Source organism: Tsuneonella sp. HG249, assembly GCF_053819205.1.
On sequence record NZ_JBSOQY010000001.1, the window covers coordinates 2,361,804 to 2,373,955 of the forward strand.

Here is a 12,152-nt window from a genome sequence, read left to right on the forward strand (position 1 = left end):
ACTCGACAGGCGTCCGCTCTGACCGATAAACGTCTGCCGATGCGCGTCCTGATTGTCGACGACGAGCCGCTCGCGCGGCGGCGGCTGGTGCAACTGCTGGCGGGCCGGCGCGATGTCGAGATCGTGGGCGAGGCCGATGGCGGCCGCGAGGCGCTCAAGCTGGTCGAGCTGCTGCGGCCCGACGTGCTGCTGCTCGACATCGAGATGCCCGCGGTGGACGGTTTCGAGGTGCTCAAACGACTACCGGCAGAGTCGCCGCCGGCAATCGTCTTCGTGACTGCGTTCCAAGATCATGCCGTCACCGCGTTCGAGTTGCGCGCGACTGATTTCGTCGTCAAGCCCGTCAATGGGGACCGCCTGGGTCGCGCGCTCGACCAAGCGCGCAAGGACCTCGACGCGCGTCGCGCCGGGGGGCGGCTCGCATTTCTCCAGGCCCGCCTCGCCGAGCTCGAAAGTCGTGCACTGGCGACCTCGGACGAGGCCCTGTGGGTGCAGATTGGCAACGAGAAGCGCCGGCTCTCCTTGACCGGCATCCGCTGGCTTGAGGCGGAGCGCGATTTCGTTCGGGTGCATATGAGCGGAGGCGTGCACCTCGTCAGCGCCATGCTCGGCGAAATGGAAAAGCAGCTGGACAGCGAACAGTTTGTGCGCGTCCACCGTTCAACGATCGTGCGGAAGGACAAAGTCCGCGCGGTGGTCCGCGGCCGGTTCTCGACGCCAGTGCTCGAACTCGATGACGGGCAGCGGGTGCAGGTCGGGCGCAAGTATCGCGATGCTGTGCGTGCGGCGTTCGATTTTGTCTAGCTTGGGCGCTGCTGGAGCCGCGCTTGCACCGCTTGCGCCTGCGCGACGATCTTTGCGGCGAGGTCTTTGGAGGCCGAGATGTGGTAAACCGCGTGGCGTTGGCCGCTCGAGCAGATGCCAACGGCCCAAAACGCCGCCCGCATTGACGAAACGCTAGCCGCGACTTGAGCCATCGGCGTCACCTGCGCGAAAACTAAGAATTAATTGGCTTCAACCAATCGCGGATCGCGAGTCATGCAAATGCACCAGAAAGAGTATGCTTTTTGGAGTCAGGCCATTGGCACCGCGAAAGGCGACGATTGGGGCGTGAAGCTGACCATGCTCCAGCCGAGTGATCGGCAGCTTTGAAGATGACGCCGAAAATGGTTGAACGGCCGAGATTGGGCGCAAAGCGGACGGAGGTTGGATGGCCGCTCAAATGTCGGGCTTCGTAGAATCGGAACGGTTGCTTAAACGCGCTTGGGTATATCAATGGGCTAGTTAGCAGCCCGAACTTTACTGCAACGTCAAATCTGCGGGACTTATTCCACATACTCATCGCGAAGCTTTTTGCTCTCCCGCAATTCCTCGAGGGCCTTGCCCGATCTCGACGCCCCTTCTCTGTAAGACCGGTTCTCAAGCTTGACCTTATAGCGCTCCGAGACGGCTTCATTGATGATGTCGAACATCCGCTGCTCCCAGTGCCAGTCGTCAAGGTAACGTGGCTTCAGAGGGTCGTCGTCAGGCAGCCTCTTGTAGTGATCCGCGTAGTAATTGACGTTGTCCTGCGCCTCGGCGCGGCGGGCCAACGCCTGATCGAGCCGATCCCGCGCTTCCTTCGTCAGCGGACCGGTAAAGCTGACATCGCCGGTGTGCGGATCGACGATCACATCGTCCGGGTGCGGGATAGGTCGCGGAGGCTCGAGGCCAGCCCTTGCCGCCCGCTCGATGACCTCGCCCCATTCGTGCTTGTACTCGACCCACTTGCCGAACGCTTCGAGGCGCGAGGTGAAGTCGTCGTGCTCGACCCGGGTTATCATCTCGGTAAGCGTCTTCTGCGCAAACCGATTACCCTTGAGCGCTGACACTCCCATCGCCCGGAATACTGCCTGGATCGCTGGCAGCTCGATCACCTTGTCGCCCTCGCGCAAGGTGACCACCCGGTAGGCTTCTGCTCGCAAGTACGCCTCGGCGCCGCGCATGCCGATGCCGGTGTCGACCTTGGGCTTGTTGGGCGCGCCGCGCGGACGGCCCCGCGGGTTGCCGGACCTCCCTTTGCGGAACCGGTGCTCGGCCGGCGGTCGGCCGTAGCCGACCGGGTAAGACACCGGGAGCGTACCGCCGGTTTCGTCTTCATCCTGGGCCGCGCTCATTCGGCAGCATCCAGCTCGATCCCACGCCGAGCGTCGGCCACGTCCTCGAAGGACTCGTTGCTCTCGACCAACCTGGCGCGCTTGCCCGTGAAGTTCTGCCAGCGGCGGACGATGATGTCGCAGTAGATCGGATCGTACTCGATGAGCCGCGCTGACCGGCCCGTCTTCTCGGCCGCGATCAGCGTGCTGCCGGAGCCGCCGAACCCATCGAGGACTATCTCACCCCGCTTCGAGCAATCCCGGATAGCGTCAGCGATGAGTGCGACCGGCTTGACCGTCGGGTGCATCGCGAGTTCGTCCGATCGGCTCGCACCGACCGAGCTGATGCCAGCGTAGTCCCACACGTTGGTGCGATATCTCCCGGTCTCGCCGAGACCGAAGGTGTTGGTGTGAGCTGCCGTGCCTTGCTTGAACACGAACACCAGCTCGTGCTTCGAGCGATAGAAGGCGCCCATCCCCCCGTTGGTCTTGTTCCACACCACCAGGTTCTTGAGCTCGGTGAAGCACTGGCTGCCGGCGGCAATCAGCTCGCCCAGGTGGCGCCAGTCCATGCAGACGAACGCGATGGCGCCGTCGCGCATGACCCGCGCCGTGTTGCCGAGCGTCTCGGTCAGGAAGCCTGTAAACTGGCTTTGGCTCATCTCGCCCGAGGCGAAGGCAAACTCGCGGTGCTTGACCGAACCCAGCCCGCAGACATTGCCGTCAATCGCGACGTTGTACGGCGGGTCGGTGAACACGAGGTCGGCGCGCTCGCCTGCCATCAAGCGGTCCATTCCGGCCGCGTCGCGCGTATCGCCGCAGAGCAGTCGGTGGCGACCGAGTTGCCACAGGTCACCCATCCGCGTGACGGATTCGCCAAATGCCGCTGGCACCGCATCTTCAGGCTCCAGCGGGCCCTCGAGGCTTGCCTCGCGCGCATCGTCGATGGCGAGGTCGACCTCGGCCAGACTGAACCCCGTCAGCTCGATGTCGAACTCGAGATCGACCAGTGCCTGGAGCTCGATCGCCAGAACCTCCTTGTCCCACCCGGCATTGAGCGCGAGCTTGTTGTCGGCCAGCACGTAAGCCCGTCGTTCGGTCTCGGAGAGATGTGACAAGGTCAGCGTGGGCACAGTCTTGCGACCAAGCAGACGCGCTGCCTCGACGCGGCCATGGCCGGCGATGATCTCGCCGGCGTCCGAGACGAGCACCGGGTTGGTGAACCCGAAGCGCTCGATCGACGAGGCGATCTGCTTGATCTGTTTCTTGGAGTGGGTGCGCGCGTTGCGCGCGTAGGGCTTCAAAATGTCGACCGACAGATCGACTACCTGCGTGGCAGGGTAGGTCATGCTTGTCTCCGCCTTCAGCCGTCACGGCGATGGAGCAGGGCCTGTATCACAGCTCGACCGAAAAGTCAAACAAAACGAGAACACACCTTGTGGACAGGAGCAGGTTAGACCTGGCTGCGTTGCGAGATTGTAGTTCGCTGGTCCGGGCCGGCGCTTCCCTGATCTAGGCCGAAACGCTCCCTGCTCAGCGGAACTGAATTTCCTGTTCTGCGCGCAGGGAATTGCCCCGAGAAATGGCGGATTCCTGCGGTTCTCGAGGGCATAAGCGAGGACCATCGGCGCCCGAAAACCCGCTATTCCCTGTAGATTCCCTGTAAAAACAGGGAAATCAGGGTCGTGGTCTTTGGCAACTGCCAAGACGTAAGACCAGAGCTAGTGTATTACTCGACTAGGTGGGCGCCTCGCAGTCCAGGGGCAAGGCCCGGTTGCAAGGAATCTACGGCTCGCTATGTCCCGTATCGCGGGGGAGACATACGTAATGCGCACATTGATCATGCGAGCTGGGCTTCTGCTGCTCGTGCTCGCGCTGGCGGCCGGGATCGCGTTGATGACCTGGGAGCCGCTGGTGGCTCGCCCCGGCGTCGCTCCGCCCGCCCGCGAATATCGCGCCGAAATCATCCGCGACGAATGGGGCGTGCCGCACATCTACGGCCATACCGATGCCGATGTTGCGTACGGTGTGGCCCAAGCCCACGCGGCGGACGACTTCTTCACCCTGCAGGATGTCGTCGCGATGACTCGCGGCCGCTATGGAGCCATCTCCGGCCAGGAGGGCGCTCAATTCGATTACGTGCTCGCGCTCCTCGATGCGCGCGGCACCGCGGAGCGCAAGTATGACGAACTCGAGCCCAGAACCCGCGAACTCCTCGAAGCGTATGCAACCGGGCTCAACGATTACGCAGCCGAGCACCCCCACGAGATCAAGCTGGGCAACCTATTCCCGGTAGACGGCCGGGATATTGCCACCGGCTTTGCGCTACGCCAGCCATTTTTCTTCGGTCTCAACGGGGTGATCGGCCCGCTCGTCGAGGGCAAGACATTGCTGCCGGACCCAGGACCCAAGCTAAACGGGCCGCTGCCCGATCGCGAGGGGGCCGAGAACGCCGGCTCGAACGCTTTCGCCATCGCGCCTGAACGATCCGGCGACGGGGTGACCCGGCTGGTCTCCAACAGCCATCAGCCGTGGGAAGGCGGCGTGGCGTGGTACGAACTCGTCGTCGAGAGCGGCGAAGGATGGCACTTCGCCGGGGCGACCTTTCCGGGAAGCCCCTTCCCATTCCTTGGGCATAACGAGGATCTCGGCTGGACGAATACCGTCAACCAGCCCGACATGATCGACACCTATAAGCTCGTCCTCGACGATAGCGGGACGAGGTATCGGCTCGACGGCAAGTGGCTGGCGCTACAACGGAGCCAGGTTCGCCTGCCGGTTCGCTTCGGGCCGCTGGTGCTCCCCGTGACCCGCGAGGTGTGGCGCAGCGTCCATGGGCCGGTCATCAAGAATGGCGCGGGCGCATTCGCCTTCCGTTACGGAGGAATGCGGTCGCTCGAGCAGCTAGATGCCTACTATGCCCTTAACAAGGCCAAGACTTATGCCGAATGGCGGGGCATTCTTGCCCGTCAGGCAGTCCCTTCGACGAACTTCATCTACGCCGACAAGAGCGGCACCATCGCCTATTGGTACAACGCCGCAATCCCCGCGCGGCAGGCGGGCCCGGACTGGCGCGGCGTGCTTCCGGGTGACCGGAGCGACCTCATCTGGCAGCGCCTCGCGCCGTTCGAGAGCCTGCCTCACTACGAGAACCCGGCCACCGGTTTTCTATTCAATGCCAACAACACGCCGTTCGTGGCGGCCGGCCAGGCGGGCAATCTCGACGCAAGGGCGTTCGCACCCGAGCTAGGCGTAGAGCTGAAGATGACAAACCGGGCGTACCGCGCCGAGAAGCTGCTCGACGAGACCCCGGTGATCGGCCGCGCAGAGCTCGAGCGGATCAAGTACGACACGGGTTGGGATCGCCGGGGCTACGTCGGTGAAGTACTCGATGGTATTGCCGCGCTCGACACTCGCGACGATCCAACGCTCGCCGCGGGGCAGCGGATGATGGCGCAGTGGGACCTCACCAGCGACGGTGCGGGGCGCGCGGACGCACTGGCCCTCCTCATCATGCGCGTTGCGATGAGCGACAGCTACAATGGCCGTCCCCTGACCCCCCCGCGCACTTTGCTTCAGGATGCCGCGACGCACCTGAAGACCCACTTCGGCCGGCTCGATCCCCCACTGCAGAGCGTCCTCCGCCTGCGGCAGAGCCCGGGTCCTTACGCAGTCGACCTGCCGCTCGACGGTGGGAGCGACACCCTGCGCGCCTCGACCTTGTGGAACGTGGACGAGGATGGGCGTCTGTCGGTCAAGCACGGCGACAGCTTCGTGATGTTCGTCGAATGGGCGCCGGGGAAAGTGGTCGCCAGCCAGTCCATCCAGCCGTTCGGGGCCGCGACCACGCGTCCGAATAGCGCTCACTATACCGACCAGTCGGCCCTTTTCATCCAGCACAAGCTCAAGCCGGTCCGCTTCGCGCGCGCCGATGTCCTGGCGAACGCGGTTAGTCGAAAAGTAGTGACGCATCGCGTCCGGCGGCCGTAAGGCTCCGGCGACACATATCGGGGATTTTCGAATGCAGTTTCGTTTCGCGACCGCCGGTCTGGTCGCACTGTCGCTCGCCGCTTGCGCCACCGTACCTGCCGACACTTCAGGCGACAGCCGCGAACCGGCACACGAGACAACCGTGGCACCGCTGAGCGAGCTCGTCGACGAAGTCTCGATACCATACGAGAAGTTTACCCTCGACAACGGCCTCACCGTCGTCGTCCACACCGACCGCAAGGCGCCGGTGGTTGGCGTAACCACGTACTACCGTGTCGGATCGAAGCACGAACCGCGCGGGCGCACCGGCTTCGCGCACTTGTTCGAACACATCATGTTCACCGGCAGCGAGAACGTCGAGAACTTCGACGTGCCGCTCGAGGCGGCGGGATCGACCAGTACCAACGGCTCGACCGGCGCCGACCGGACGAACTACGTCGAGACCGTTCCCACGGGGGCGCTCGACCTTTCACTGATGCTGGAAAGCGATCGGATGGGTCACCTTCTCGGCGCGGTGAACCAGGACAAGCTCGACAAGCAGCGGGGCGTCGTCAAGAACGAGAAGAACCAGGGCGACAATCAGCCCTACGGTCTCGTCCGTTACCTGATCAACGACGGCCTGCTGCCGGTCGGGCACCCGTACCGCCATTCGGCTATCGGCTCGATGGCGGACCTCGACGCGGCGTCGGTCGCCGACGTGCGCGATTGGTTCCGCGACAATTACGGCCCCAACAACGTCGTTCTCGCGCTGACGGGCGACATCGATGTCGCAACCGCGCGCGAGAAGGTACAGCACTGGTTCGGGCACATTCCCCGCGGTCCGGAAGTCGTCCAGCGGCCGGCCGCGCCGGTCACGCTTGCCGCGCCTGCTTCGCGGGAGATGGCGGACCAGGTGCCTCTCGTGCGGATCTACCGCCTGTGGACCGGGCCGGGTCTGCTCGATGCCGACAGCGCGCCCTTGCAGGCCGGCCTGTTCGTCTTCGGCGGCCTCGCCTCTTCGCGCCTCGACACCGCGCTCGTGCGCAACGAGGAGCTCGCGACCAGCGTGACCGCGTTCTACGATCAGGACGAGGAACTCGGCACCGCGTACATTTCGATGGATGTCCGCCCGGGGGTGGACCGTGGGGTGGCCGAAGCCCGTCTCGACGCGCTGCTCGCCGAATATCTCGCCAACGGCCCGACCCAGGACGAGCTGCAACGCGCTGCGACCCAGATCGTCAGCAGCCAGATCGACGCCCTCGAACAGGTCGGCGATTTCGGCGGCAAGGGGACCACGCTGGCCGAAGGCGAGCTCTACGCAGGCGACGCGGGGCTCTACAAGAAGCTGCTTGCCGCTCTGGCCGCGGTCCAACCGGGAGAGGTCCGAGAGGCGCTGCGGAAGTGGCTCGGCCGGCCGGTGTACAAGCTGGCGGTAGTTCCCGGCGAGCGCACCGAGAAGGGCGCATTGCTCGGTGGCTGGGGCGACGAGGGGACCGTCCCCGCCCCCGCGCCCGACGCCAAGAAGCCGGCACCGTCGATCGCGAAGGGCGCGCCGCGCGCGATGCCCGAGGTCGGCCCGGTCAAGCCGCTGGTCTTTCCCGCAGTCGAGCGCGCGACTCTTTCCAACGGCATCCCCATCTCGCTCGCCCGGCGCAGCACGATACCCAAGATCAGCATGGCGATCGAGTTCGACGCGGGGTTCGCCGCCGACGGGGCCGCGCGGGCGGGCACGCAGTCGCTGATGATGGATCTGCTCGAAGAGGCGACCACGAGCCGCAGCGCGCAACAGATCGCCGAGGAGCAGGAGCGGCTCGGCGCCAATATCGGTGTCGCCACCGGACGCGACGCGAGCCTGGTCCAGATGACCGCGCTGACCGCCAACTTGGCGCCGTCGCTCGCGCTGCTGGCGGACATCGTGCGCAATCCCGCGTTCGCCGAGGCCGACGTCGCGAGGGTCAAGAACCAGCGACTTGCCAACATCAGCCAGGCGCTCGCCGCCCCGCAGGCGGTCGCGGCGCGGGCCCTCGATCCCTTGCTTTACGGAGAGCGGCATCCCTACGGCTCGGTCGGCTCGCTCGGCGAGAAGGCGGTAGTCGAGACCCTAACGCCGACCGCGTTGCGAACCGAGCATGCCCGCTGGCTACGGCCCGGCAAGGCCCACATCACCGTCGTCGGCGACCTGACCATGGCCGAACTGCTGCCCCGGCTCGAGGCGACGTTCGGCTCCTGGGCCGAGCCCGGCGAACCAGCCCCGGCGAAGCACCTCACCGCCCCGATCCCCACCCCCAAGCCCCGCCTGGTGGTCATCGACCGGCCCAACTCGCCAAGCTCGATGCTGCTTTTCGGCCGGATCCTCCCGCTAACCGGGCGCGACCCCAACCAGGAAGCGCTCGACCTCGCCAATGAGGTGATCGGCAACGGCTTTCTCTCGCGCCTCAATGCGGACCTGCGCGAAACCAAGGGCTGGACGTACGGCATCCGCACCGGCGTATCGAGCGTGCTCGGCCCGCGCGCGGCGACGGTGCAGACGATGGTGCAGGCCGACCGCACCGGCGATTCGATCAAGGCCATAGTCGAGCAGATGAAGGCCTTCCCCGCGACCAAGGGCGTCGAACCGGGTGAGTTCCAGCGGGTCACCCAAGGCAACATCGCGAACCTGCCAACGCGGTTCCAGACCAATGCCGACGTGCTCGGCGCACTGCTGGCCAACCGCCGCCTCGGCCGGCCCGACGACTACCAGGCGCGCCTCGCCGATATCTACGCAAGGCTCAGCCCCGAGGCGATCGACGCGGCCGCGGCGCAGTACCTCCAGCCCGAGCAGATGGTCGTCATCGTGGTCGGCGACCGCAAGGTGATCGATCCGCAGCTCGCCGGGCTGGGCATGCCGATCGAATACCGCGCCGCGTCCGAGTTCTGATTGACACGAGTGTCAGCAAGCCCGATTGCTGCCCGCGCACTTTTGCCTTGAGGAGAGACGAGATGGGCGTTGCCGGAAGCTACGATTGCGTGACCAAGACCCCGATGGGTGACCAGAAGAGCGTTTTCACCGTGGTCGACAACGGTGACGGCACTTTCAGCGGCACCAACGCCGGGGCGACCGGCACGTTGGAGATCGAGAACGGCAAGGTCGACGGCAACAACCTGAGCTGGACGATGAACATGACCGTGCCGATGCCGATGAAGCTCGAAGGCAGCGCGACGGTCGACGGCGACGCTCTGAGCGGCAGCATCAATGCCGGCGCGTTCGGCTCCATGCCGATGAGCGGCACCCGCCAGGGCTGACGCGAGCACCGCGAACGCGAGCCAGAGGGGCGCCGGAGCGATCCGGCGCCCTTTTGCATTGGGCGTCGCGAGGCGCGGTTGTAGGACTTGGCACACTTGGCACACTGTTCGGAGGCAAGAAAAGCAGCTCCGCGCAGAGCTCTCCCGCTGGCCCGCAGGTTGGCCAAGACGAGGATTGGAAGCGCGTGCATGACCCCGGCCTAGCAAGCGAAGAGCATGTAGGAAAATCGTCCGGCGAGAATCCGCCGCGCCGTGTACGAACGACGAGCCGGCCACCAGTGGTAGCCACCGAGGGCTCGTTGAGGATCAGCGCGGCGGCTCGACGGATCGATTTCGAGCTGCTGCCGCAAACCGCGAATGGCCGTAGCCGGCATGGCGCCGTGCGCGAGCATCTGTTCGCCTTGGATGCTCAAGGTTTCGGAATCGGCAATGGACTTCTCCAAGTTGACCACCAACGGGGGTCTAACCCGGAATTTCAACTGAGAATCTAACGCTCCCAGAAGCTCGCGCGGAAATCAGCCCATCTGACAGAACTGTTATTGCTAATTACTCGCAATAACTTTAGTGGCCTCTCCACTTCAGGGAGTCCCCATGCCTTTTCATCGCCGCAGAATCTATCTCGTCACCTCGCTTGCCGCGCTCGCCTCTGCGTTGGGTGCGCATCCCGTAGCGGCCGCCGAAGGCGAGGCGGATGCGGCGGACGTGGCCGCCGGCGAGGCTGACGATGCCCGGCGGCCAGCGATCGTGATCACCGCGGCGCGTACCGAGCTTCCCGCGAGCGCACTGCCGCTCACGATCGACGTCCTCGGCGGCGAGGCGCTTCAGGACCAGGTCGCGATCTCCGGTTCGGTGGTCGATGCCGTGTCCGCCCGCTATCCGGCGTTCTCGCCCACCCGCGAGAAAATGTCTGGAGCGGGCGAATCGCTGCGCGGCCGCTCGCCGCTGTTCGCCATCAACGGAATCCCGCAGTCGACCCCGGTGCGCGACGGTTCGCGCGACGGCTACACCATCGACCCGTTCTTCATCGACCGGGTGGAGATCATTTACGGCTCCAACGCGCTGCAGGGCATCGGCGCGACCGGCGGGGTGGTGAACCAGGTCACCGTCGGCGCGCCGCGCGGCGACCGGATCAGCGGGCGCGCGCTGGCGCAAGTCACCGCACCGAGCGGGTTCGAAGGCGAAGGCTTCGGCGGCAAGCTGGCGGCCTACGCCGGCTATCGCGCGGGCGCGTTCGACGCCACCTTCGGTGCGGCGGTCGAGCGGCGCGGCGCGTTCCTCGACGGAGACGGCCGCCGCATCGGCGTCGATGGGACGCAGGGCGAGATCCAGGACAGCGACAGCTGGTCGGTCTTCGGCCGCGTCGGATACCAGCTCACCGACAGCGCCCGCTTCGACCTTGTCGCCAACCGCTTCGATCTCGAAGGCAACGACAACTACGTGGTGGTAGCGGGCAATCGCGCCAGCGGACTGACGACTAGCAGCGTGCGGGGTGAAACGCCCGGGGACACGCCGCGCAACCGCGCCGAGCTCGTCTCCGCCTCGTTTGTCGAGGAGGACCTAGCCGGCGGCATTCTCAATCTGCAGGGCTTTTTCAGCCGCACGCTCGATGTGTTCGGCGGGCTGGTGACGAGCACATTCCAGGATCCGGTGATCGACCCGACCGGCCAGCTGTTCGACCAGTCGGCCAATCGCAGCCGCAAGCTGGGCGGCAAGGCCAGCTACGAGCGCCGGCTGCCCGGGTTCGACGACCTCGTGCTGACCACGGGGTTCGATGCGCTGTTCGACCGTACCGCGCAGACTCTGACCCAGACGGGCCGCGCCTGGGTCCCCCAGAGCGACTTCCGCAGCCTCGCTCCGTTCGCGCAGGCGAACCTCGCGCTGCTGGGCGGCGCATTGCGGTTCGCCGGCGGGATCCGGTGGGAAAACGTGCGCCTGTCAGTGCCGGACTACACCACGCTGGCGTTCTACGGTCCGCAGCAGGTTGCGGGCGGATCGCCCTCGTTCAGCCGGGTGCTGTGGAACGGCGGCGCGATCGTCGAGCCGATCGACGGCGTGCGGGCCTACGGAAGTTATGCGGAAGGCTACACGATAGCCGACGTCGGCCGTATCCTGCGCGCGGTGGACGAACCGGGCGTCGATATCGACGAGTTCATCGCGCTCGAGCCGGTCATTTCCAACAACCGCGAGATCGGGCTGGAAGTGGAGCGCGGGCCGCTTGAGGCGAGCGTCAGCTACTATTGGTCGTCAAGCAAGCTGGGCTCGCTCCTAGTCGAGAACGCTGGAGGCATTTTCGACGTAGCGCGCCAGCCGATCGCCATCGAGGGACTGGAGCTGAGCCTCGCGACACAGACACCGGTGCCCGGACTGACGCTGTCGACCGCCTATAGCCAGGTGCTCGGCCAGACCGACAGCGAGGCCGACGGGCTGGTCGACGACGATCTCGACGGAGCGAACATCTCGCCTGACCGCTTCAACCTCGCCGCCGACTATCGTGCGGGGCCCTTCGCCGCGCGGCTGGCCGCCCGGATTTACCTTTCGCGCACGTTCAACAACCTGCCGGCGCGCGACGACTTCGAAGGCTACGGCCTGATCGACGCGTTCGCTAAATACGATACCGGCCTCGGCGAAATATCGCTGGCGATGAACAACCTCCTCGACGAGCAATACGTCACGTACAATTCCGACACCGTGCGCACGACCGACAACCTGCGCTTCTTCGCCGGGCGCGGGCGGACCTTTACGCTCGGCTGGCAGGTCGGCTTCTGA

Annotated in this window: 8 protein-coding genes; 5 read left to right on the plus strand and 3 right to left on the minus strand. The window is 65.4% G+C overall.

Features of this window, described 5'->3' with window-relative positions; all coding sequences use genetic code 11:
• Positions 1 to 39 precede the first annotated feature (39 nt).
• Complete coding sequence (locus tag ACWPM1_RS11820; RefSeq protein WP_455695031.1) at positions 40 to 804, plus strand: LytR/AlgR family response regulator transcription factor; 765 nt, start codon at positions 40 to 42, stop codon at positions 802 to 804.
• A gap of 521 nt (positions 805 to 1,325) precedes the next feature.
• Here the strand turns inward: ACWPM1_RS11820 and ACWPM1_RS11825 are convergent.
• The gene (locus tag ACWPM1_RS11825) at positions 1,326 to 2,156 is read right to left on the minus strand and encodes a DUF5681 domain-containing protein (protein WP_455695032.1); all 831 of its coding nucleotides are present in this window, start codon (positions 2,154 to 2,156) and stop codon (positions 1,326 to 1,328) included.
• The gene (locus tag ACWPM1_RS11830) at positions 2,153 to 3,484 is read right to left on the minus strand and encodes a site-specific DNA-methyltransferase (RefSeq protein WP_455695033.1); all 1,332 of its coding nucleotides are present in this window, start codon (positions 3,482 to 3,484) and stop codon (positions 2,153 to 2,155) included. The genes ACWPM1_RS11825 and ACWPM1_RS11830 overlap by 4 nt, the downstream gene beginning before the upstream one ends.
• A 478-nt stretch (positions 3,485 to 3,962) precedes the next feature.
• Here ACWPM1_RS11830 and ACWPM1_RS11835 point away from each other — a divergent pair, with 478 nt between their 5' ends.
• From ACWPM1_RS11835 to ACWPM1_RS11845, 3 genes are all read left to right on the plus strand, one after another.
• Positions 3,963 to 6,125, plus strand: a complete 2,163-nt coding sequence (locus ACWPM1_RS11835) for an acylase (protein ID WP_455695034.1) — start codon at positions 3,963 to 3,965, stop codon at positions 6,123 to 6,125.
• Between the two features lie 31 nt (positions 6,126 to 6,156).
• Positions 6,157 to 9,021, plus strand: a complete 2,865-nt coding sequence (locus ACWPM1_RS11840; protein ID WP_455695035.1) for a M16 family metallopeptidase — start codon at positions 6,157 to 6,159, stop codon at positions 9,019 to 9,021.
• 62 nt (positions 9,022 to 9,083) lie between these two features.
• Complete coding sequence (locus ACWPM1_RS11845; RefSeq protein WP_455695036.1) at positions 9,084 to 9,386, plus strand: hypothetical protein; 303 nt, start codon at positions 9,084 to 9,086, stop codon at positions 9,384 to 9,386.
• A 200-nt stretch (positions 9,387 to 9,586) separates the two neighbouring features.
• Here the strand turns inward: ACWPM1_RS11845 and ACWPM1_RS11850 are convergent, their stop codons facing one another.
• On the minus strand, positions 9,587 to 9,829 hold the full coding sequence (locus ACWPM1_RS11850) for a hypothetical protein (RefSeq protein WP_455695037.1): 243 nt from the start codon (positions 9,827 to 9,829) through the stop codon (positions 9,587 to 9,589).
• Positions 9,830 to 9,977: 148 nt separating this feature from the next.
• On the opposite strand from ACWPM1_RS11850, the gene ACWPM1_RS11855 reads away from it, so the two are divergent.
• Positions 9,978 to 12,152, plus strand: coding sequence for a TonB-dependent receptor (locus ACWPM1_RS11855; protein WP_455695038.1), 2,175 nt, complete (start codon positions 9,978 to 9,980; stop codon positions 12,150 to 12,152).